This is a genomic window from Leptospira soteropolitanensis (assembly GCF_026151655.1).
Lineage (GTDB): Bacteria > Spirochaetota > Leptospiria > Leptospirales > Leptospiraceae > Leptospira_A > Leptospira_A soteropolitanensis.
This window is the reverse complement of record NZ_JAMQPN010000006.1, coordinates 241,551-264,562: the sequence shown is the minus strand read 5'-3', so window position 1 is coordinate 264,562 and position 23,012 is coordinate 241,551. Positions and strand designations below refer to the sequence as shown.

Annotated in this window: 24 protein-coding genes; 11 read left to right on the top strand and 13 right to left on the bottom strand. The window is 37.0% G+C overall.

Annotated features, from left to right (window positions below; all coding sequences use genetic code 11):
• Positions 1-79 precede the first annotated feature (79 nt).
• Positions 80-583, bottom strand: a complete 504-nt coding sequence (locus ND811_RS14180) for a DUF4442 domain-containing protein (protein ID WP_265352453.1) — start codon at positions 581-583, stop codon at positions 80-82.
• 130 nt (positions 584-713) lie between these two features.
• Here ND811_RS14180 and ND811_RS14175 point away from each other — a divergent pair, with 130 nt between their 5' ends.
• Entirely contained in the window at positions 714-1,289 is a 576-nt protein-coding gene (locus ND811_RS14175) for a TetR/AcrR family transcriptional regulator (RefSeq protein WP_265352454.1), read from the top strand.
• A 254-nt stretch (positions 1,290-1,543) separates the two neighbouring features.
• Here the strand turns inward: ND811_RS14175 and ND811_RS14170 are convergent, their stop codons facing one another.
• Complete coding sequence (locus tag ND811_RS14170; protein WP_265352455.1) at positions 1,544-1,840, bottom strand: hypothetical protein; 297 nt, start codon at positions 1,838-1,840, stop codon at positions 1,544-1,546.
• 202 nt (positions 1,841-2,042) lie between these two features.
• Between ND811_RS14170 and ND811_RS14165 the strand changes: the two genes are divergently transcribed.
• Positions 2,043-2,537 (top strand): hypothetical protein, encoded by a 495-nt coding sequence (locus ND811_RS14165; protein ID WP_265352456.1) that lies wholly within the window; start codon positions 2,043-2,045, stop codon positions 2,535-2,537.
• A gap of 9 nt (positions 2,538-2,546) precedes the next feature.
• Here the strand turns inward: ND811_RS14165 and ND811_RS14160 are convergent, their stop codons facing one another.
• From ND811_RS14160 to ND811_RS14135, 6 genes are all read right to left on the bottom strand, one after another.
• Positions 2,547-2,921, bottom strand: coding sequence for a high-potential iron-sulfur protein (locus ND811_RS14160; RefSeq protein WP_265352457.1), 375 nt, complete (start codon positions 2,919-2,921; stop codon positions 2,547-2,549).
• A 2-nt stretch (positions 2,922-2,923) separates the two neighbouring features.
• A complete protein-coding gene (gene katG, locus ND811_RS14155; protein WP_265352458.1) occupies positions 2,924-5,155 on the bottom strand; it encodes a catalase/peroxidase HPI in 2,232 nt (743 codons plus the stop codon).
• Between the two features lie 354 nt (positions 5,156-5,509).
• Positions 5,510-5,953, bottom strand: a complete 444-nt coding sequence (locus ND811_RS14150) for a hypothetical protein (RefSeq protein WP_265352459.1) — start codon at positions 5,951-5,953, stop codon at positions 5,510-5,512.
• Between the two features lie 18 nt (positions 5,954-5,971).
• The gene (locus tag ND811_RS14145) at positions 5,972-6,178 is read right to left on the bottom strand and encodes a hypothetical protein (protein ID WP_265352460.1); all 207 of its coding nucleotides are present in this window, start codon (positions 6,176-6,178) and stop codon (positions 5,972-5,974) included.
• Between the two features lie 22 nt (positions 6,179-6,200).
• Positions 6,201-6,431, bottom strand: a complete 231-nt coding sequence (locus ND811_RS14140; RefSeq protein WP_265352461.1) for a hypothetical protein — start codon at positions 6,429-6,431, stop codon at positions 6,201-6,203.
• Positions 6,432-6,444: 13 nt separating this feature from the next.
• A complete protein-coding gene (locus ND811_RS14135; protein ID WP_265352462.1) occupies positions 6,445-6,666 on the bottom strand; it encodes a hypothetical protein in 222 nt (73 codons plus the stop codon).
• A gap of 297 nt (positions 6,667-6,963) precedes the next feature.
• On the opposite strand from ND811_RS14135, the gene ND811_RS14130 reads away from it, so the two are divergent.
• The 5 genes from ND811_RS14130 (at position 6,964) to ND811_RS14110 (ending at position 10,882) form a co-directional block, all read left to right on the top strand.
• Entirely contained in the window at positions 6,964-8,349 is a 1,386-nt protein-coding gene (locus ND811_RS14130) for an ethanolamine ammonia-lyase subunit EutB (RefSeq protein WP_265352662.1), read from the top strand.
• A 5-nt stretch (positions 8,350-8,354) separates the two neighbouring features.
• Positions 8,355-9,167, top strand: coding sequence for an ethanolamine ammonia-lyase subunit EutC (gene eutC, locus ND811_RS14125; protein WP_265352463.1), 813 nt, complete (start codon positions 8,355-8,357; stop codon positions 9,165-9,167).
• Positions 9,168-9,308: 141 nt separating this feature from the next.
• Entirely contained in the window at positions 9,309-10,013 is a 705-nt protein-coding gene (locus ND811_RS14120) for a glutathione S-transferase family protein (protein ID WP_265352464.1), read from the top strand.
• A 36-nt stretch (positions 10,014-10,049) separates the two neighbouring features.
• Positions 10,050-10,397, top strand: a complete 348-nt coding sequence (locus ND811_RS14115; RefSeq protein ID WP_265352465.1) for an ArsR/SmtB family transcription factor — start codon at positions 10,050-10,052, stop codon at positions 10,395-10,397.
• A gap of 2 nt (positions 10,398-10,399) precedes the next feature.
• Positions 10,400-10,882 carry an SRPBCC family protein gene (locus ND811_RS14110; RefSeq protein ID WP_265352466.1) on the top strand — a complete coding sequence of 161 codons (483 nt, stop codon included), beginning with the start codon at positions 10,400-10,402 and terminating at the stop codon, positions 10,880-10,882.
• 55 nt (positions 10,883-10,937) lie between these two features.
• Here the strand turns inward: ND811_RS14110 and ND811_RS14105 are convergent, their stop codons facing one another.
• Complete coding sequence (locus tag ND811_RS14105) at positions 10,938-11,309, bottom strand: hypothetical protein (RefSeq protein ID WP_265352467.1); 372 nt, start codon at positions 11,307-11,309, stop codon at positions 10,938-10,940.
• A gap of 320 nt (positions 11,310-11,629) precedes the next feature.
• On the opposite strand from ND811_RS14105, the gene ND811_RS14100 reads away from it, so the two are divergent.
• On the top strand, positions 11,630-13,420 hold the full coding sequence (locus ND811_RS14100; RefSeq protein WP_265352468.1) for a methyl-accepting chemotaxis protein: 1,791 nt from the start codon (positions 11,630-11,632) through the stop codon (positions 13,418-13,420).
• Positions 13,421-13,432: 12 nt separating this feature from the next.
• On the opposite strand, the gene ND811_RS14095 is transcribed toward ND811_RS14100, so the two are convergent.
• Positions 13,433-13,984, bottom strand: a complete 552-nt coding sequence (locus ND811_RS14095) for a nucleoside 2-deoxyribosyltransferase (RefSeq protein ID WP_265365531.1) — start codon at positions 13,982-13,984, stop codon at positions 13,433-13,435.
• Between the two features lie 237 nt (positions 13,985-14,221).
• Positions 14,222-17,449 carry a SpoIIE family protein phosphatase gene (locus tag ND811_RS14090; protein ID WP_265352470.1) on the bottom strand — a complete coding sequence of 1,076 codons (3,228 nt, stop codon included), beginning with the start codon at positions 17,447-17,449 and terminating at the stop codon, positions 14,222-14,224.
• 293 nt (positions 17,450-17,742) lie between these two features.
• Here ND811_RS14090 and ND811_RS14085 point away from each other — a divergent pair, with 293 nt between their 5' ends.
• Positions 17,743-19,029 carry an alanine racemase gene (locus tag ND811_RS14085; RefSeq protein ID WP_265352471.1) on the top strand — a complete coding sequence of 429 codons (1,287 nt, stop codon included), beginning with the start codon at positions 17,743-17,745 and terminating at the stop codon, positions 19,027-19,029.
• Positions 19,030-19,074: 45 nt separating this feature from the next.
• Here the strand turns inward: ND811_RS14085 and ND811_RS14080 are convergent, their stop codons facing one another.
• On the bottom strand, positions 19,075-20,103 hold the full coding sequence (locus ND811_RS14080) for an extracellular catalytic domain type 1 short-chain-length polyhydroxyalkanoate depolymerase (RefSeq protein ID WP_265352472.1): 1,029 nt from the start codon (positions 20,101-20,103) through the stop codon (positions 19,075-19,077).
• Between the two features lie 7 nt (positions 20,104-20,110).
• On the bottom strand, positions 20,111-21,094 hold the full coding sequence (locus tag ND811_RS14075; RefSeq protein WP_265352473.1) for an LLM class flavin-dependent oxidoreductase: 984 nt from the start codon (positions 21,092-21,094) through the stop codon (positions 20,111-20,113).
• Between the two features lie 253 nt (positions 21,095-21,347).
• On the opposite strand from ND811_RS14075, the gene ND811_RS14070 reads away from it, so the two are divergent.
• Positions 21,348-22,121 (top strand): helix-turn-helix domain-containing protein, encoded by a 774-nt coding sequence (locus tag ND811_RS14070; protein WP_265352474.1) that lies wholly within the window; start codon positions 21,348-21,350, stop codon positions 22,119-22,121.
• 54 nt (positions 22,122-22,175) lie between these two features.
• Positions 22,176-23,012: an SDR family oxidoreductase gene (locus tag ND811_RS14065; RefSeq protein WP_265352475.1), complete on the top strand. Its 837-nt coding sequence runs from the start codon at positions 22,176-22,178 to the stop codon at positions 23,010-23,012.

Genomic DNA, 23,012 nt, shown 5'->3' with positions numbered 1-23,012 from the left:
ATTTTAATTAATAGCTTACTTAAGTAATTTGCATGGATCGGTTCGTCTTCTAAAAGGAGAACATTCATTTCAAGTTTCTTCACTTTTGAGCCAATTTTCTGATGTATATAATTTTTTTAACTAACGCAACTACGTTCCCCTCTGAATCTACAATGTTGGTTAAAAAAGTATAATTTATTTTCTTTTGGTGAGTTAACAAGGATTTGATATTTTCTATATCACTGTCTGTTACTTCAAATTTTGCAAAAATAGATTCCTTATTTTGTTTGATATAGTCAATCTCTGCGTGTTTGTCCCAAACCATATAAAGATTTCCTAATCTCTTTATTAGTAAGTATACATAGAATGGATCGCACATGGAATAGATGGATCCGCCAAAGTGTGTGCCCATATACCCTCGGGTAAAAAAATTCATTTTTAATCTTACATCAATTTGGTGTTTTTCTTTATTATATTTGATCACTTGAATTCCGGACCCTACAAAAGGACTGTATAAGTTGATGGCATATTTAAAACCCAATAAAAATTCTAACCACTTCCATTTGGGATCAAGCTGGAATTGGTTGGCGTTTTCTCTTTTCATGGCGGAACCTTTTTGAATTCTACTAACTTATGAAAAAACAATTTGTCTTTTCGTTTGGTGCACAATCAAAAAACTAAAGAATATTGAAAAACTATTTACCATTTAGTAAATAGTTGACTGTTTGGTATAGATGGCAAGATCAGTAACAGAAAAGGGTGATTTGGGTTCTCCATTATTGGAGTTATTTTGTGACTTTGGAATTGATGGAGTGTCGGTTGCTATGGTTTCCAAAAAAACCGGTTTAGGGAAGGGGAGTATCTATTATTTTTTTCCTTCCGGAAAGCCGGATATGGTTGAATTTGTTCTCAATAATGCAGAACGCAACTTATCTGAAAAAATGTTTGTACTCACTGATCATAGAATGAAAGGAAAAAGAGGGATAGAAGAATTTTTAAACTTTTTTGTTAGCGACAAAGTTTTTTTGAATTATATTCATTTTTTGAGTATATTGGTCTTATCAAAACAACGGTTAGTGTATCTCCAAAAAATTAATTTATTTTATGAAGATATGACGTCTAAATTGTCGAGAGCCATTGCGAAAGAAGGATATTCGCCTAGTAAGGCTTGGAATATTGCAGAGAATGTAACTGTGTCCATATATGGCAGTTACCTTTTTTCATGTTCTTTAAGTAATAAAAGTTATTTTACCAATCGAATTAAAAAACTAAATAAAATTGTTTCGGAGAACTTAAAAACAAAACTTTAAATAAAAAAAATGCGGAAAACACAAAAAATTTTGAGTGTATCTTGGAATGTTGTATGGACTATTGTTTTGCCAACGGATTTTGGATGATCATATAATTCGCAAGTTCTTCTGTAGAAAAAAGATATTTTTAATACTGTATCAAAAAGCTAATTAGAATAAGAATGTCAAATTTTAAATCGAATTGCTATTGGGAATTGCAATAGCAATTCCCAATAGATAAAAATCAAATTGGGAATTTATTAATCTTTATTTTTTTAGTTTCTTATGAGTTGGCAATAGTTTTCAATACCTGCTTCATGGGTAGTTGTTGGAGAACAATCTGCTGGATAAATGGTATATGTTGCCCGTTGTCTGCATCCATTTGCACCGAAATTTTTATTATCGATTACATTGACTTTAATATCTCCCATTGGACAATCTAAATCATATGCTGCTCTCGCTTTGACCTTATTTGTGACCAATTCGTTAAAACGTTTTTCGCCAACAGGAAAGGAACCGCAGTGAATTAAAAGTAATAGTGCCAAAACGAACGAACTCAATTTTTGAATCATAATCTTCTTTTCTCCTTAGAATAAATGCACTCCTTCAAGTTTAAAATGGATGGTCATTTTTGTCGTCCTGGGACGCGAATCTGGATGAGAATTTTATTATTTTTAAAAAAGTGATGGAAGAAATCTGAAAATCTAAAGATCCTTTAGCAAAAGCTAAAAGAAGCGACTAAAAAACTTTAAGGAAAAAATCGTGGTATTTGAGATGATTCCAAAATATATTTTTTTGTTTTTATATGTATGGTTTTCTCTATTCTCCTGTTCAACAGAACCTGTTAAGGAATTCACTTCGGAAAATTCAAAAGCAACAGTACAGACGAAACGCAATTGGAATCCCGCACCCCAATGTTGTGACCTTCATTCTGAATTTTTGGGAGTCGTTGTGCTCAGTAAGATTTGTGTATCTGATACGGAAACAAAATTAGAATTGTATACCAAGGAATCTAAAAAGGTTTGTGTATTGAAAGAAGGTATGGTTTTCCGCGACGATTTAGGAGCTTCCTATCCTTTTTTAAAAACAGAGGGAGTGGGGCTTTGTCCTAAACGAACGCAGATGAAAAATACTCCTTTTTCCCTCTATTTTCAAAGTATATCCTCCCAAGCAGGATCATTCGATTTGATCGAAGATAAAAATGCAAAACATGCGCACAAACCTTGGGTTTTTGAAAGGGTAGATTTAGCACAATGTGTTTGGAAATAAACATTCTGTTTAGGACCTCTGAGACCAAGCAGAACACCAACCGTTGGAGGATACAATACCAGCGGTAATGATGTTACACTTTCCCCAACCTTCGTTTAATTTTGTATATTGTGCGCAGTGTTTACAAAATTGATTTTTTGCGGAGACTTCTTTTCTTTCTGGATACAAATTAAAATCTGTATGCTTTGCATCTTGATGATATCCAAGTGCTTTGGCAGTTGGATCCGATTCAGAAACAGGTTGCAGACCTTCCGGCAAAGGGGGAGAAGTTTTTTTTTCTGCCACCAATTTTGTGGTTAAACTAAGACCTCCCTCAATTAGAAAGAGGGAGGTCATCCAAGACAACGATGTTGTTAAAAATTGTTTTCTTGAAGACTTAGACATTTTTACTTTTTCACGTCAAACCTATCGAGCATCATCACCTTGTTCCAAGCGGCAACAAAATCTTTAACAAACTTATCTTTAGCATCATCTGCTGCATAAACTTCGGCCACTGCTCGTAACTCGGAATGAGATCCGAATATGAGATCCACAGAAGTGGCTGTCCATTTTTTAGCACCTGTTTTGCGATCTAATCCTTCGTAAAGACCATCTGCTTGAGAAGACTTTTGCCATTTAGTAGACATGTCGAGTAAATTGACAAAGAAATCGTTACTCAAAACTCCAGGGCGATTTGTCAAAATTCCATGTTTCGATTTTCCTGAATTGCCATCTAAAGATCTCATTCCACCTAAGAGCACTGTCATTTCTGGAATGGTTAAAGATAACATATTGGAACGATCTACTAACATTTCTGTTGGAGATAAAGAGTTCCCAGCGCCGTAGTAGTTTCTGAATGCATCTGCTTTCGGTTCTAAAACGGAAAAGGAATAAACGTCGGTTTGTTCTGCACTTGCATCAGTCCTTCCAGGTGTAAAAGGTACAGCCACTTTAATACCCGCTTTTTTTGCGGCTTCTTCGATGGCAGTATTTCCAGCTAGCACGATCAAGTCGGCAAGTGAGATTTTGTTTCCTGAATCATTGAATTCGGATTGGATTTTTTCCAATTTTTTCAATATTTTTGATAGTTCTTCTGGATCATTTACTGCCCAGTTTTTTTGAGGTTCTAGGCGGATCCTTGCTCCGTTGGCTCCTCCTCTCATATCGGTGCTTCGGAAACTTGCGGCAGAGGCCCAGGCAGTTTTTACAAGTTCAGGAATAGTTAATCCTGATTTTAAAATTTTTGCTTTTAGGGCTTCGATTTCTTTTGTTCCAACTAACTTATGATCTACTGCAGGAAGCGGGTCTTGCCAAATCAGTGGCTCTTTTGGTAAATCTTTAGAGATATAACGAGCAAGGGGACCCATATCTCTGTGGGTAAGTTTAAACCATGCTTTTGCAAAAGCAAGTTCGAACTCTTTAGGATTTTCTTGGAATTTTTTAGCAATTACTTTATAACTCGGGTCAAATTTTAGAGCCAAGTCGGTAGTAAACATGATAGGAGCATGCCGAAGTGTTTTGTCGTGTGCATCGGGAACCATATTGGCACCAGCTCCATCTTTCGGAATCCACTGGATGGCACCTGCTGGACTTTTTGTTTGCACCCATTCAAAACCAAATAAATTGTTTAGATATTGAGTGGTCCATTTAGTTGGATTGGCAGTCCATGCTCCTTCAAGTCCGCTTGTAATGGTGTCTTCTGCATTTCCTTTTTTATAATTGTTTTTCCAACCAAACCCTTGTTCTTCGATTCCCGCAGCTGCAGGTTCTTTTCCAACATATTTAGACGGATCTGCCTTACCGTGTGCTTTTCCGAAGGTATGTCCCCCGGCGATTAATGCTACAGTCTCTTCATCGTTCATTGCCATTCGACCAAAAGTTTCTCGAATGTCTTTAGCGGCCGCTAGTGGGTCTGGGTTTCCATTTGGGCCTTCTGGATTTACATAAATCAGTCCCATTTGTACTGCCCCAAGTGGATTTTTTAATTTTCTATCACCTTCGTATCGTTCGTCGGCTAACCATTTTTTCTCAGGTCCCCAATAAACAAGGTCAGCTTCCCAATCATCGGTTCTTCCCCCAGCAAACCCATAAGTTTTGAATCCCATCGATTCGAGGGCGACATTTCCTGTAAGTACCATCAGGTCCGCCCAAGAGATTTTTTTTCCGTATTTCTTTTTGATTGGCCAAAGGAGACGGCGTGCTTTGTCTAGGTTGGCATTATCGGGCCAACTGTTGAGTGGCTCAAATCTTTGTTGTCCCCCGCCAGCCCCCCCTCGTCCGTCATTAATTCGGTAGGTTCCAGCGCTATGCCAAGCCATCCGAATGAAGAAGGGTCCGTAGTGACCATAGTCAGCAGGCCACCAGTCCTGTGAGGTTTTCATCAGAGTTTTGATCTCATCTTTTATTTGTTGGATGTCTAGTTCTTTGAATTCTTTGGAGTAGTTATATTGTCTTCCCATTGGGTTGGATTCCGCTGCATGTTGGCGGAGTGGGGCTAAATCGAGCCTTTCTGGCCACCAAAACTGATTGGATATGTTTTGGCGTTCCATTACACTCGAAGGTTCTTTTGTGTCTGCAGCTCCCAAGGGGCTCAATACGAGCACCAAGAGGGCCATTGTAGAAATTTTTGTAGTTCTCATCTTGGCCTTCACTTTCTAGATTTAGTATAAATTTAGATTAAATCCAGTTATAAGAGGCAAGCAATTTTTTAGATTTAGTCTAAATTTAAGCAGTTGGAGGCAGAAATTCAGAATTTTGTCAAGGCAAACGGTAAAAAATTCTGAATTGGATTCTTTAAAGCCGGCGTTAGAGATCGGAAGGGCTTGGTCTGCCTTGTGGCAGACGGAAGCGAACGCGGACCCCGGACGAGCTCGGCCCCGCTTCTTTTTTTTTGGATAGCAAAAAGATTGGGAACGCAAAATTAAACAAGGCCAAAACTGCCTTTCTTGTGACAAAGCGGAGGAGTCAGATTAAAAATTAGATATTAATCGTTGTTACTGGTTGTTAGTCCAGTAACCATGAAAAATTAGAAATTTTAAAACCTTACCTTTTGTAGGTTCTATATCAATGGCATTGGCAGGAGGGAAATGTAACCAATCATTTTCTTTGATCGGTAGTTCAGCATCATCAAAATGAATTTTGCCTGAACCTGATAAGATATAAATTGCACGAGGAACTAAGGACCTGTTTGTTTTTTCTTTGAAAACGGTTCTCGACTTTGCCACTGCGACCGAGGAAGTAAAACTACCAAGATTTGCAATTTGTGTTTCTACATTCTCTAAATCCGCTGCCGATTTGGTGTTTGATTGAAACTCGGAGAGGGAGATGGTTCTAATTTCAGGATTTCCAACAAAGTCTTTGGAATCGACCGCTGGTGTTGGTTTGCAAAAAAGGTAGGTTACTCCGAAAACAAAACAATAAATGAATTTTTTTGCCATAACCTACCTTTGCCTTTTTTACTCGTAAGAGATTGTTACGTCTTTACAAGTTACTTTTTTTCCGTCTGCAGCAACATCGCATTTTTCAACTTCTGTGTTGTATTGGAAAAGACGACCAGAATAGAAACGGTATGTTGAATTTCCAACTTGTGTCAAACTAGTAGTTTGGCAAGAAATTAGAAAACTAGAAGAAATAAGGGTAAGAGTAAGTAATATTTTTTTCATAATTTATATTTCCTTCAAGTGATTAATTGTTCGCACCAAGACTTGGGTTATTAACAAAAGCGCCTTCAATGTTAACACAGCTTAAATCGTCTTGTGCAGTTACATCACAAACCAATTCGTCAGTATTAAGAAAACTATGTTTTGTAACAGTCATTTTTCCTTTGTTTCCTGATTTGATTTGATAAATAGAAACACAGTTTGTTACAGAAGTTAGGAGAAAAAGGGTTGCGAATACTAAAATAATTTTTTTCATAATTTTCTTCCTCTTAGTTAGTTACGTCCAAACGTACACGTTTGCATTTTAGGTTTCCAGCTGCATCGGCATCACATTTAGAGATATAACCTTCAGCACCACCAAAAAAAGGCTTTTTTAAAACAGAAACGTAAAGTTTTCCGTCAACACTTGCACTATCCATAACAGTGTATTGCGTACAATTTGCAAAACAAAGTAATGAAAATAAGATTCCAGCTAATGCTAGTTTTTTCATAGTTTCCTCAGTTGATATGAATTTTTGGACAATTATCTAGCTTCCTCAGTTTTGTGTCAATTGAATCGAAGATATCTTCTCCATTGTAGTTCGAATCATGAATTTTTATCATTATCATGATTTTCATTACAAATTTATTTAATATTTATTTATTCGTTTGGCGCTGATTGTTTTTTTTGGGGTTTTGCAATAAAGTTGAATTTACTAAATATTTGTTTGGTGTTTGTTTTGTGTTCGCTTTATAAAAGTAAAGAAAAGTTCTGTGCGGAAGATTTCTTATCCCTTACTATTGTTTGTATGGGTTACAAAACAATCCTCGGCACCAAAACCTACCAATTTCCGGATTTAAAAGACCTTTTGGCCAAAGCAAGTCCCCACCGATCAGGTGATGTATTAGCAGGGCTTTCGGCAAGGAGTCAGGAAGAGAGAGTCGCCGCACAAATGGCACTTGCTGATGTTTATCTTTCGGAATTTTTAAGTTTAGAATTAATACCAGCAAATAAAGATGAGGTGACAAAAGTTATTTTGGAATCTCATAAAAAAGAGGGATTTGCATCGATTTCTCATCTGACTGTCGGTGGATTTCGTGATTTTTTGTTAGCTGAGACAACTGATGCCGAGGTAATACATTCTATTCGGTGGGGAATTACACCAGAGATGGTTGCGGCTGTTTCAAAACTTATGTCGAACCAGGATTTAATTTTGGTTAGTAAAAAAATTACGGTAATTACGAAATTCAGAAATACGATTGGTTTACCTGGTAGACTTTCTGTTCGGTTACAACCAAATCATCCGACAGATGATCCGAAAGGAATTGCAGCCAGTCTTCTCGATGGATTACTACTGGGAAGTGGGGATGCCGTGATCGGAATTAATCCCGCTACTGATAATATTCCTACTTCTATTGCCCTTTTAGAAATGTTGGATAATCTCATTCAAAAATATTCCATCCCTACCCAATCTTGTATTTTATCTCATGTAACTACTTCTATGGAAGTCATGAAACGAAGGGCTCCTTTGGATTTGGTTTTTCAATCCATTGGTGGCACAGAAGACTTAAATAAAAGTTTTGGTGTTAGTTTATCAATTTTGCAAGAAGCAAGAGAAATGGCTTTGTCGCTTAGACGTGGAACTGTTGGCGATAATGTCATGTATTTTGAAACGGGACAAGGTAGTGCATTGTCGGCAGGTGCTCACCACGGAATTGACCAACAAACTTTGGAAGTACGAGCTTATGCGGTTGCCAGAAAATTTTCTCCTTTATTAGTCAATACTGTCGTGGGTTTTATTGGACCAGAATATCTTTTTAATGGAAAACAAATCATTCGAGCCGGTTTAGAAGATCATTTTTGTGGAAAGTTACTTGGGCTTCCAATGGGAGTCGATGTTTGTTATACAAACCATACAGAAGCTGACCAAGATGATATAGATACACTTTTGACATTGTTAGGTGTTGCTGGATGTACATATATCATGGGAGTTCCCGGTGCAGATGATGTAATGTTATCCTACCAAAGTACATCCTTTCATGACGCATTGTACTTAAGGCAAGTTTTGGGATTAAAACCAGCACCAGAGTTTGAACGTTGGTTAATCGATAGAGGGATTTTTTCAGACTTAAATGGTTTTTTCCCTATGGAAAATCAAGGTTTGCGTTTACTCGAAGATTTATTAGGAAAATAAAGCGTATGACTTTTTTAGAAGAATGGAAACAATTTAGTCAGGCAAGGATTGGTTTAACGCGAACAGGTGGTTCTATTTCCACAAAAGATATGTTACGCTTTCGATTGGATCATGCTAGGGCAAGGGATGCTGTTTTATTAAGTCCCGATTTCGCAAAGTTGTTAAAAGATTTGGAAGTTTTAGGGAAACCGTTCTCTCTTCCTGCTTTATTGTTAGAGAGTCAAGTCAGTTCTAAAGAGGAATATTTAATGCGACCTGATTTAGGAAGGCGCTTGTCTACTGATTCGCTTGAAACGATTCAAAAATTTACTGGCGAATATGATTTAGTTTTGATGGGAATTGATGGCCTTTCTGCAAAGGCACTCGATGAAAATTATATTCCTTTTTTAAAGTTATTAATGAATTCGCTGAGTAAAACTGGTTTACGAATTGCCCCACTTGTTCTTACGAAGTGGGGAAGGGTTGCCATTGGGGACGAAGTCGGAGAAGTTTTGAATGCGAAAGTATCTGTAGTGATGATTGGAGAACGTCCAGGTCTCTCTTCGGCTGATAGTCTGGGTGTTTATATCACCTATCGTCCGCAAGTTGGTAAAACCGATGAAAGTCGAAATTGTATCTCCAATATTAGGCCTGATGGTTTAGTTTTAGAAAGTGCAGCCAATAAAACAGTTTATCTGATCACAGAAGTTATTCAAAGAAAATTATCGGGTGTAGGCTTAAAAGATGAAATGGCACCGGAATTTTTGCGAGAAAAGAAAGAAGGAACAAGAATGGTTTTGGGATCTGGCGAAGTTCCTTCACAGCGTAGTAAAAAATGAGAAAATACTGTCAAAAGTAGGACGGGGAGGTTCCAACGAACAAACGAAATGGTTCTACTAAGGTTTTCAAAGCCAATAGTTTTCCGTTTGGCTAACTAATTTGCTTGCCTAAAAATACTCCTTTGGTAAATAGTTTTCTAAATGGATAACTATCAAGCCCCTAATCTTTTGCTTTATTACCATCCTCTCGCTTCCTTTTGCCATAAGGTCCTCATTGCCTTGTACGAAAACGATACAGAGTTTGAACCGCGATTGGTAGATTTATTATCAGAAGAGTCTAGCTCTGAACTTTTTGCCCATTGGCCTGTGGGAAAAATCCCACTCCTTCGGGATCGATTACGGCAGAAGACCATTCCTGAAACTACGATTATCATTGAATATCTAAATGAATTTTATCCAGGAAAGGATAAACTGATTCCCTCTGATTTTCATTTGGCATTAGAGACAAGGCTTTGGGATCGTTTTTTTGATCTGTATGTCAGTGAGCCAATGCAGAAAATTGTGATCGATCGTTTGCGACCCGAAAACCAAAGAGATCTGCTCGGTGTAGAACAGGCATACCAAAAACTTCCCATTGCTTATGGTATGCTTGAGGCACAATTGAATTCTTTAAACTTTATCGCTTGCGATCATTTTAGTATGGCAGATTGTTCTGCAGTTCCTGCTTTGTTTTATGCAGATACCATTTTGAGTTTTCGTAATGCGTATCCAAAACTAACTGCATATTTTGAAAGATTGTTAGAAAGGCAGTCCGTCAAACGAACGATAGCTGAAGCAGAGCCGTATTTTTATATGTATCCGTTATTTGATAAAATTCCAAAACGATTCCTAAAAGAAAAAAAGTAAGGACGGCTCCTTAGTACAGAAAACTATAAGTTGTTTATGAAATATAATTCGCAAGGATTGGAACATATTTTTCATGCACTCGCTGATCGTAGTCGACTGCAGATGGTCGAACGATTGAGTTTTGGTCCTGCATCTGTAAAAGAATTAGCCGAACCTCTGGCAATGGCCCTACCTTCTGTTTTAAAACATTTAAAAGTTTTAGAAGAAGGAGGGATTGTTCTTTCCGAAAAGTCGGGAAGAGTTCGCACGTATAGATTGGATCCCAAACAACTGAAAGGAATTGATTCTTGGATGGAAGAAAGAAAGGCTGCTTGGAATCGTAGTTTCGATCGTTTAGGAAATTTTTTAATCGAGTCATCGGAAGAAAATTCTGACGGGGTATAAAAATGAAAGAAAAACAGGTTAGAAATTCTACATTTACCATTGAAAGGATTTTACCAGCTTCTAAGGAAAGAGCTTTTGGTGCTTGGTCTAATCCTGAGTCAAAAAGAAGGTGGTTTGCTTGTCATGATGACTGGAAAACTGTCGAATTTAGTTTGGACTTCCAAGTTGGCGGTAAAGAAACCAACCTTGTATTAACTCCTGCCGGGAGTCGTCATGTATTTGATGCAACTTACTATGACATTATTCCCAATGAAAGAATTATATATGCATTTGGAATGTATGTAAATGATATTCGAATCTCAGTTTCGTTGGTTACGGTGCTTTTTGAGTCAGAAATCATCGGCAGAACAAAGATGATATTTACGGAACAGATTGTATTTTTGCAAGAACCAAATGCATTTGGATTTTCTGCCGATGACGAAATCCGCGGTCGTGTGGATGGAACGAATGCAGGTTTTGACCGATTGGAAAAAGAACTAACTTAAGGTCCCGCTATTTGGGAATCTTAAGTTAGTTCTTTGTATTCACTTTTCACAAAAATCAAACTGGATATAAAAATTCATAAAAAGTTCCGTTCACCGTTGGGACTCTTATGTTCTTTAGATCTCTATTTGCTTCCATTTCTAGATATTGAGAAAAGGTTTTTTCTGGTTTGTAAAAATATTTAGATCTCGCGCGTTCCAAAGATTGCAGTGCATTTTGAATGTTCGTTTCCCTTGACTCACTTTGCTTATAAAATTGAAAGAGTTGTCGGTTTTTTATGGAAGCAGGCAAAGAACATTCCCAACAGATTTCTTCTTCGATTGATAATATTTCTTCATAAAGTTCAGAATCTTTGTTTGGTCCACCAAGTGCCAATAACGATTCCGAAAGTTCATAGTATTCTTCCAAAAGGGATTCAATGTATTCCATTTGTTGTTAACCTCAATAAGAACAGAATACAAGCTAGGTAGGACAAAATACCGTTGTTCTAAGAAAAAAATAAAAGTCTGATTCTAAAACTCAAATTAATAGCAAAATAGGTTTGATTTCTTCGTATAATTCCTAATAATATCGCCGGAATCCTTTGTAAAAGAATCTTGGTTCTATTTTAAATGGTTAAAGAAGTTGTTTGTGCGAATTGTCCTTTCCCAATCGTGCTCATTTGAGAAAACTAAAGAAAATATTCAGATTTGCTAAAATTTTTAGTGATTGGTTTGGATAATTATAATACAAATAAATAGAAACCTTATATGACAAATACTACTTCTCTTTCTCAAAGATCCTTGAAAGAAAAAATTAACAAAAGTAAGGCGGTTGGAATTAAGGGCCAACTTATGTTATTTATTTTTTTGATTCTATCTATTGTCCTTTCTTGTATTTTTTATATTTCCTATACCACTGCAAAAGAGCAGGTATTGAATGTCGGTGAAGAAATGTTTACCAACGTACTTAAGGATGCTGTTGGACTTGTAGATGCCTTAAACGAAAGGGTTAAGGCTGGTGACATGACATTAGAAGAAGCTCAAGAAATGGCCAAAGACTATATTGTTGGACCTAAAATGCCAGATGGAAATCGCGATATTTCTAAAACTAAAATGTCCACGAATGATTATATGTATCTTTGGGGAATCACACCGGAAGGGATTGCTACAATGCATCCATTCAATATCGAAGGTGCTAATATTTGGGATTATCAAATCCAAGGAAAGTATACAGTGCGAGACACTTGGGGAAACCCAAAGGCCACTGGATATCCTTTACGTGAAATCTGGCAAAACCCTGGCGAACCTATTTATACCTTTATGGCTTACCAAGCTTATTACAAACCCTGGAATTGGGTCATTGGAGCCGGTGGAAGGGAGGAGATCATTTACGAAAGAAGATTACGCGGTATGCAGATTGTTTTTTTGATTAGTGCTACCATTAGTTTAACCTTATCAATGTTATTCTCCTACTTTCTTGCTTCCTTTATTGCAAAAAGAATTCAGAAAATTAAATTTGTTGTGGAAAAGGCAAGTGAAGGAGACCTCCGGGAAAAACTCGATTTGGCCTTCAAAGATGAATTTGGAATCCTTGGTGATGACTTTAATAAAATGGCGACTAATTTACGTGAGATGATGAAACATGTTTCTAAATCTTCTGTAAAAGTGGCTGAATCCGCAAAAGAAATGTACACAAGTGCGGAACATTCCTCGGCTGTTGCAGGCAGTATTGCCAAATCCATCCAACAAGTGGCGGTAAACACTGAATCTCAGTTAGTTGCTTTCACCGAAAATAAACGCGCGATGCTTGAGAATTCTCAAGCTGTCGCAAAAATTGCTGAGTCTACTGCTACTGTTTCTGATTTAGCAAATGGAGTTTTGGAAAAAATACAAGAAGGACGGGATGTGATTGGAACTACCATTAAACAGATGGCAGTGGTCAATTCTTCGGTGAGTGGAATTTCTAGTAGTATTCACGTGTTAGGTGAAAATTCCAAAGCAATTGGACAAATTGTCGAAACGATCAATCAAATCGCAAGCCAAACCAATTTACTGGCACTCAATGCGGCCATTGAAGCGGCAAGGGCTGGAGAACAAGGAAGAGGATTTGCGGTGGTTGCAGACGAAGTTCGAAAGTTGGCTGAACGTTCGGAAGATGCAACGAAACAAATTAGTGTATTAATAGGGGAAATCCAAAAGAACACAACATCTGCTGTGGCGATGATGGAAAACGGTAGCAAGGAAGTGGACCAAGGTGTTTCTATGGTAAACGAAGTAGGTCAAACTTTTGAAAGGATCGCGGGATCTATTGAAAAAGTAACTGATGAAATGCAAGGAGTTTCTGCGACTACAGAGGAAATTTCTGCGAGTACGGAAGAATTAAATGCATCAACCGAACAACTAGCGCAGATTTCGAATGGAATTTCGGACAGTACGCAGGCAATTGCCGCTTCCTCTGAAGAACAACTTGCCTCATCCGAAGAAGTAACTGCGGCAGCAAACAATTTAGGTGTGCTTGCTGATGAACTTAAGTCAGAGATAGAGAAGTTTAAAATATAAGAAATTCCTAATTCAGCCCTCTAAGTATTTCATAAAGATTGTGGAAGCTTTCAGTTTTTCAATGAAAACTTTTAGGGTTGCGACCAAGTCCTTTTCTTTTTGTTCGAAGAACCGAATGAATTGTAAAATCTCCCAAACTTCTTTTCCAATTTCCATAGTTTTTTTCACTATGGGAGGGGGATTTTTGAGATAAAGATTTTCTCCTGCACCATTAACTTTTTCAATCATTTCAGCTAGATTAGTCGGAATTTTAGATATATCCGTTACGTATTTCCAATTGTAGCTTAGCCCTGTTAGGAGAGGATTGTCTAATCCGTTAAATTCAGTTCTTGGATCATTTTTATATATTACAATTGGCTTTCCAACTGCAAAGGATATGCCTGTCTCAGATATTGAACCGTCGTCAGCTGGTCGGCCGTTCATGTTGAACACCGTGCCATCACAACGTTCTACAACTTGATAAATGTCCAGTGCAAAAACTGCTTTTTGCACAAAGATCATAACGTCTCGAAAGATCTCTCCTGAAATGATGGGAGTGTTGACTAGCGCCATAACTTTTGCCACTTCGATACCGTCTCTTTGTGGTAGATAGGTTTTGTATCCGGCACTTTCTTATGTAGAAGCTATACTCGCCATCGTATTGAGTTCTTCTGGGCTAAACATGGGTCCAGAACAGTAAATATATTCGCTCATAATATCCTCTCATTCATTGGAATTCTGTCAGGAAGGATATTGAAACTAACGTAAATTATAGCATCTCAATTTTGATTTGAATTAAAAAAAGTTCGTAGATTGGTTGCACTAGAGGTCAACGACTACAAGTGTTATGTCATCATCTGGTATGGATTTTCCGCAAAAATCCTTTATATGTTCCAATAGTCCGTCGGCAAAGAGATCTGTAGAGTGATTCTCTGAATTTTCAAGAATATAATCGCTAAGCCGTTCCTCTCCAAACATTTCTCCAGTTAGATTTCTTGCTTCTGAAATTCCGTCCGTATATAAAATGACACGATCACCAGTCGCGAAAGGTATATCCAATATTTCATTGGGGATTTCAGGGAAACAACCAAGGATCCTTCCTTTAGGGCGAACCATCTCTACTTTGTTATTTTTTCTTCGATAAAAAGCCACAGGCGGATGACCAGCACTTGCATAAAGAATTCTTTGATTTTCTAAATCAAAGAGCAAATAACATGCAGTGACAAATTGTTTATGGATAGAATCTAATAAAAGTTTGTTGATTCGTGTTAATACTTCATTTGGCTTTTTAGAAACATGTTTTTGTAAGTTAAATGCCATTTTAAACATCGCAGCAACAATGGCAGCCGGTATTCCATGACCAGATACATCTGCAATTATAACACCAAGACTATTTTCATCTGGTGTGTGAAAGTCATAATAATCTCCACCGATAGATGTCATTGGTTTGTATCTGGATACGATATTTGCTTTTCCACCTGTCGGAGGATTTAAAGGAAGAGAGGAATCTTGAATTTTTTTTGCGAGTTTCAACTCGGCTTTTATGCTTAAATAATCTTCTTTTTCTTCAACAGCGGATTTTAGTAGAATTAGTGTGTTAACTCTTGCGAGAAGTTCCCGTTTATCAAAGGGTTTACCTAAATAGTCATTGGCACCTGCTTCTAATCCTGATAATACATCCTCAATTCGGTTTTTTGCCGTTAACATTAAAATTGGCATTTCAAACATTGAGTAAGATTCTCTTAGGATTTTGCAGACTTGATAACCACTCATTCTCGGCATCATAATATCTAATAAAACTAAGTCTGGTTTAATTTCATTGGCTACAGTAATGGCAGTCTGTCCATCTAATACAGATACTACGTTGAAACCTGAATTACCAAGTTGAATTTTTATGACCTCTAAATTGATTGGGTCATCATCTACAGCAAGAATGGTAAGGTTTCGGTTTAAATCTTTAGAAAGATTTATGCTAAGTTCCATTCTTTCTGTATATGCTTGATCGACGATAAAATTCCCACGTAAGTCTTCCGAAGACATCCAGATATGATTACTATCAGAACTTATATTTTGTAGAGATTGGAATTCAGTTTGACCATTGGCAAGTGGTAATGTGAATCTAAAGACTGATCCTTTGCCTAATTCTGATTCAACTGATATAGTTCCAGTATGTAACTCTACTAAATTTTTGGTAATAGAGAGACCAAGCCCCACACCGCCAAAGTTTCTGGATATACTAGCATCTGCTTGAGCAAATGGTGAAAAAATCCTGAATTGGTCTTCTTTGGAAAGACCAATTCCTGTATCAGAAATGGAAATCTCTAAATATTCTAAGAATCCGTTGTTGATTGGTTTTGCGGTAATTCGAATCGTACCTGATTCGGTAAACTTTAGAGCGTTCCCCATTAAATTCATTAGAATTTGTTGGATTCTACTTTCGTCACCAAACACCAAGGGAGTGTTATCCGGAATTTCGTTTATTAGCGTGATCCCTTTTTCATTTGCAGTTCGTTCCAATAAACTCAATACAATTTCTACGGATGGTTGGATTGCCAATGTTATTGGGAAAAGCTTAAATCTTCGATTTTTCATCATTGAAAAATCGAGAAGGTCATTTACTAAATTGCTAAGACGTTTGGCAGAAGATATAATATAAGTTAAATTTTTGGCCACACCAGTACTCACTGTACCCATTGTTCCTTCGATGAGCGACTCGGTAATCCCAATGATTCCATTCAGTGGAGTTCTTAGTTCATGTGACGTATTGGATAAAAACTCATTTTTCATTTTGTCCAAGGAAATTAATTCTTCGTTTTTCTTTTCTAGTTCGCTTTTTAATTGGTTTGTTACTTCGTAGAGCTTTGCAAAACGAATGGATAAAGCAAAAGACAAACTTAATGTGTAAAATAAAAATCCTTCAGAAAGAGACCGATCAAAAATAGAAACATAAATTTGAAGATAACTTAATATGGAAAAAATTACTGTGATACCTAATCCAATTTGTCCAATTAGGATAATGAAGGCTCCTGGTAGATTTTCCTTAACTGATTTGACTGTGAAAACAAAGGCATAAAGAAGTTCGAATAAAGAAAGTATATCATTAATATTCAATGTATACTTTGAATAAATCTTTAAAACAAACGGATGAAATGAGAAAAATGATACGATAGCAAGGCAAAGGTGAAAAAATAGGATACCTTTAAAAAACTTGGAGGGTTTCGTTCCTGAAAATTCAAAAAAGAAAAGAGTTCCAAAAATACCTATTAGGTTTAATGCGGGATGAAAAAAGTAATGGTTAAACCAAAAGTTATCCCAAATAAAATAAGGGAGAGATAAATTTCCAAAAGTAGCAAATCCTGCAACGGTTGCAAAAAAGAAATAAATTAAATACGCTCTTTCTTGACGGCTTCTTATCCAAAGAATCAAACAATAAATGGCGGAATATAGAAATGCAAAGCAGATAGCTGAATTCCACATAATGTATTTGTAAAATTTTTTTTGGATGAGGTCCGACTTACCAATGTAAAATTCGGAATTTACAAACCCACCCCATCCGACATCGTCTGCGACTCTCACTGCAATAGTATTTTCTCCACCATAATCGATGATATCTGGTGGGATATGATACACGCTAATCTGGCTGCTTTTTTTGATTAGTTCTCCTGATTCGGATATCAAACCAGTTTTTCCAACAAGAATTCCGTTAATATAAATTTCATTTGCGTCGGCAATGATCGGAGTGAGAAGACTCAGTCTTAGGTTTTTGAAGTCCTTTGATACTTGGAATGACCGTCTGTACCACCCAATTTGAAAGCCTGACAAACCCGCGTTATTCCATTGAGCAGGCACAGACAATTGGCTCCATTGGGCATCAGGGAAAATTCTTTTGGATTGGGCGATGTTATCTTGCGGATTAAACTTCCAGGGACCTGCTAACTTAACTAATTCGTCTGGATCGTTTAACGAAAAGGGCGTAAGATTGGGATCCGCGTAGACAGGTAATAGAGTTAGAAAAGAAAAGTATATCGCAATAAGATAACGCATTTTCATTCCAGATTCCACAAAGAAGAGTCAGTCCTTTAGATAATTAGCGGAGGCGGCAGATTTTATCCAAGTATAAAAGATCATCGATTTCAATAAAATAAGAAAAGTGGGTTTTGAATATAAAAGAACAGAGGTATCGTAAATGGGTTTCATTGAATTGAAAATCCTCGAATAGTTACAAAATGTAAATTTAAAATACACAAAATTAAGTTTGATTGTGTTCGTATAACAAGAAAAAAGTTTTTCTATTTACATATTTCGTTAACTTTTTGTAATCAAAGTATGTCGGTCTGTTATTTATGTTAAAAGTTCGGAAGTCTCATCTCTGGTTTTTTCTCCTTTTTATTGTCGCTTTTGTTTTTGTCATCAAACCAAAAGACAAAGGATCATCCTATTCTGAATATTTTTCAACAATGAACAAAGAACTAAAAAAAAATGGTTTTGGGAAACCTGTAGTGCTTTTGGATTTGGACCGTTTGGATGAAAACTTAACAACGCTTTCGAAAAACATTCCACCTCCATTACGCTATCGTATTGTTGTAAAATCACTTCCTTCTTTGGATCTACTTCGTTATATTACAAAAGCTACAAATACAAAGCGCCTTATGGTTTTCCACTCAGGAGACCTTGTAATGTTACTTGGTGATCCTGAGTTTTCTTCCTTCGATATCCTTCTTGGAAAACCGATGCCCGTCCGTGCTTTGGAAGATGTTTATCAAAAAACAAAAATTGATCGGTTTCAAAAAATTCATTGGTTAGTAGATTCTGAAACAAGGTTAAATCAATACTTAGAATTTGCAAAACTGAAGAATATAAAACTAAACATTGTTTTAGAAATTGATATAGGACTTCACCGTGGTGGATTGACAAATCCCCATGAGACTAACCAAATAATTTCGAATATCCAAGATCATCCTAATCATTTAGAGTTTGGTGGATTTATGGGCTATGAGCCACATGTCGCCTCTGTTCCGAATTTGTTAGGTGATAAAAACGAGGCTATTGAAAAAGAGATTCAATCCTCTTTGGAAAAATATGAAGGATTTGTTGGTGCTCTTAAAACAAAATTCCCTTCCTTGTTTGAAAAAGAATTAATTCTGAATGGTGGTGGTAGTAAAACCTATCGATTTTATCAAAAAAATCAGAATGTAGTAAATGATGTCTCTGTTGGTTCAGCACTCGTGATGCCAACAGATTTTGATGTGAGTACGCTTGTGGAACACAAACCAGCATTTTATATTGCGGCTCCAGTTTTAAAACGATTGGAAGGAACAACCATCCCTTTTTTAGAATCTATATCGTTTTTGTTTCCACTATGGGATCCCAACCTACAGGTTACTTATTTTATTTATGGTGGGGCTTATCTTGCAATAAAAGAATCTCCGCAGGGTCTTTTTGATAATAGTCTTTATGGTGTTAGTACAAACCAAGGTATATTAAACGGAAGTTTGGCGACAGGACTAAATCCAGATGATTACGTTTTTTTTCGGCCAACACAAAGTGAAAAGGTAATGGCCGAGATGGGGGAAGTGGTTTTATTCCGTAAGGGTAAAATGATCGGAACGTGGAAATGTTTTATCAACTAGTATCCCAAAATTTTGGAATACCAGTAAGTAGTCATATAGATAACTTTATTTAGCTGTAAAAAAATCCCACATAACATCATTTGCTTTGATTGTCGTTGAAGGTGCGGCCGACCCAAAGAAAAATGATGGTTTTTTGCCACCGGGCCAAGAGTGGCCGCCTTTTTCAGTAATACAAAGTTTTACTTTTACACCATCTTTGCATTCATTGTATTCGTCACAAGTCACACCTGTTCCGTCTAAGACTCTTTTGGGTATCGGGTTACACTGATTAAAGTGAACCCATTTTGTGATGGATTTGGGAACCGATACAAAATCAGTGACAAGTGATCTATCTCTAAAACTATCTCCGGCACCACCATAAAATAAAACTTTATCATCATCTTTTGCATGTATATGCAAAACAGAAATTGGTTTAGAAGGATTACAGGAAATTGTATTGTCGGTTCCAGCAACGGCAGTGATAGCAGCAAGTTTATCAGTCATCTCGCAAGCGAGACGATAAGTCATCATAGCTCCATTTGACATCCCAGTAGAATACACTTTGGATTTATCAATACGCATTTGTTTGGTGGTATGGTTTAATACTTCTTTGATAAAACCAACATCGTCGATTTTTTTATCACGTGCTTCGGCACAACAATTTCCCGCATTCCATGTCGCAATTTTTCCAGATTTGTATTTGCTGTAACCATTAGGGAATACGACGATATGTCCAATTTCTTCAGATTTGGAGATTTGATGGTAATATTCTTCGTTGGATTGGATTTCCATATCACCACCACCTCCGTGTAAAACAAAGAGAAGAGGCGTTTCTTTGTTAGGTGAATATGATTTTGGTACATGAATTTTGTAATAACGAGGGATTCCCTCAAAAGAAAAAGTGAATGTGTAATCACCAGGACTTTCGATTTTTTGGTTTATGTCGCTGGACGCAATGGGTGCTGGTTTTTCTTCCATTTTTTTTTGGAAACGCTCTTGGATTTTACTGCGTAACCAGCCGCGAGAACAAGAAGCAGTTAAAAAAAGGGATACTAGGAATGAGAAAAAAAGTAAAGACTTAGATAGTTGTTTCATTGACTTTTCATCCAATTCCTAAATTTGCTAAAATTTCTAGAGAGCGAATTTTTTTATCTGTATTGAAAACTGAGGTAACAGTCATTAACTCATCGGCCTTCGTTTCCTCGAGTATCTTTGTTATTCCTGCCTTAACTGTTTCAGGTGCGCCTACAACTGAATAAGATAACATTTGGGAAGCCATTTGTTTTTCTTGTGGGGACCAGTAAGAATCGATATCATCGATAGGGGGAGGGAAAGTGCTCCTTGCATTTCTAAGGATACGTGTAAAGGATTGTTGGGAACTAGTGAAAAGATAGTTAGCTTCTTTGTCTGTATTGGCTGCAATTACATTTACTCCTACCATCACATAAGGTTTTTCTAAATACACAGAAGGTCTAAATTGTTTTCTATAAATACTGATTGCTTCCATAAGTGCTCCTGGAGCAAAATGCGAAGCAAAGGCATAAGGAAGCCCAAGGATGGCAGCTAGCTGTGCACCAAATAAACTAGAACCTAAAATCCAAACGGGAACATGAGTCCCCATTCCTGGAATAGCACGAACTTGTAATTGATTTCCATCATCTGCAAAATAAGTCAGCAGTTCTTTGACATCATCTGGGAACGATTGTGCACTCATGGCATCTCGCCTTAATGCGCGTAAGGTGAGTTGGTCGGTTCCGGGAGCACGTCCAAGTCCTAAATCAATCCTTCCAGGATATAAACTTTCTAAGGTTCCAAATTGTTCTGCTATGACAAGTGGGGAGTGGTTAGGTAACATGATCCCACCTGCACCAATTCGTATTGTTTTTGTATGTCCAGCCAAATGCCCAATGACCACGGAGGTGGCTGCACTAGCGATTGAAGGAAAGTTATGGTGTTCTGCAACCCAAATGCGATGATAACCAAAACTCTCTGCTGCTTTTGCCACTCGAACGGAATTCGCCAGTGCCTCTTTTGCTGTATTTCCTTCGTTGATAAATACTAAATCTAAAATTGAAAATTTTGCCATTAAGAACACATTCCCTTTTTGCTCTCTTCTGTGTAAATGGGTAAAAAAAGAAAATCATGTTTTGTCGAAAAAAAATAAATACGTTTGTTATGTGAAATTTTGTTTTGTAGTATAGATTTTTAAAAAAAAAATCCAATGTAATAAAATATAAGTCTAAGTAACTTGCAGGCCAAGGATTATCCCTTCTTTAGTTTCATAACATGAGAAGCCGCTAGTTTAAGGTTTGTAGTAAGATTGGATTCATTAAGACCGAATGAAAGTATGGAAACCCGATTTAAGTCCTAAGGAAAAAACATTAATCCAATCTGTATATGTATTTGAATCCAATTGCGAAGAGAAACAAACACTTCCTTTTTATGCGGATGGATTTCCGGGAATTGTGTTTTTTCATTCTAAAAAACCTGTGACGGTTTTTGTTGGATCGGAATCCAAAGTAATGGATCCTGTGTTTGTTTATGGGCAAACCATTGAACCCATACAAATTGAAATTAATGGCCCTTTTTTCTTTGTGATGTTGCAACTTTTCCCTGCAGTCGTAGAATTTTCTTTGGACATTCCTGTTCTTGAACTAACCAATTCATGTTGGACAATCCCCAGATTCGATTGGAACTTTGAACCTAGTTTTAGTTTGGCGATAGATGAGTTTTCTTCTTCTTTGGCTACCCGGGCATTAATGAATTTCATTATCGAAAAAGGAAAGAAGTTTCACCCAGACCCGGTTTTGCATGTTTGTATCGAAGAAATATTAGAGAAAAAAGGGAGCTGTGAAATTGGGAAATTATCTAAAAAACATGGACTTTCTGAGAGAACACTGCAAAGGCGATTCCAAAACTATGTTGGTTTGACTCCAAAACAGTTTTCAACCATCATTCGGTTCCAATTTAGTTTAAATGAAATAAATACAGAAAACAATTCTAGGCTCACGGATGTAGCGTATGTTAGTGGGTATTCGGACCAATCTCATTTTATCCGCCAATTTAAGTGGTTCACCAAAAAAAAACCATTTCAATTCAGAGAAAAAAACTAAATTCTGTCGGGTTTGTCCAATTTTTCTTTTTTGATTTCTTGTATTCTTTAATATATGAAACCAAAAACACTCATCATTGGATCCAGTGGAAAAACTGGATCACGAATTCTATCAAAACTCAAACAAGCCAATTTTCCTGTTCGGTTGGGATCAAGAAAGGCGGAACCATCCTTTGATTGGGAAAAATCAGAACGTTGGAATGACTGCCTTCAAGGAATCGACCAGGTTTATATTAGTTACCAACCAGATTTGGCAGTACCTTCATCTTTGAAGGCCATCCAGTCCTTGGTTCAAGTTTGTCAAAAAAACGAGGTAAAACGTCTTGTTTTGTTATCTGGAAGAGGTGAACCAGAAGCAAGAGCTTGCGAACAAATTGTACAAAACTCAGGATTAGAGTGGACCATACTTCGATCAAGTTGGTTCTTACAAAATTTTAGCGAGGGAATGTTCCTCGACTCAATTTTAGAAGGTAAGGTTTTATTTCCAAGGGTAGCAGCCAAGGAGCCCTTTGTGGATTTGGATGATCTTTGTGAACTTGCCTTTGATTCTCTTGTGACTGACAAACATAAAAATAAACTCTATGAACTGACAGGTCCAGAACTTGTTAGTTTTAAAGATGTTTTTCAAACGATAGCAAAAACCACAAATCAATCGATATTGTTCGAGGAACTTCCGTTAGATGATTATTTGGTTACTCTAAAAGAATTTGGGCTTCCAGATGATGTTTTATGGTTAATCGATTATTTGTTTCGCACAGTCCTAGATGGAAGGAATGAATCAGTCACGAACGATTTGGAGCTGGCACTAGGTAGAAAGCCAAAAGACTTTCAGACCTATGCCAAAGAAACAGCTAAATCAGGAATTTGGAAAATCCAAGAGAAAGTAAGTTAA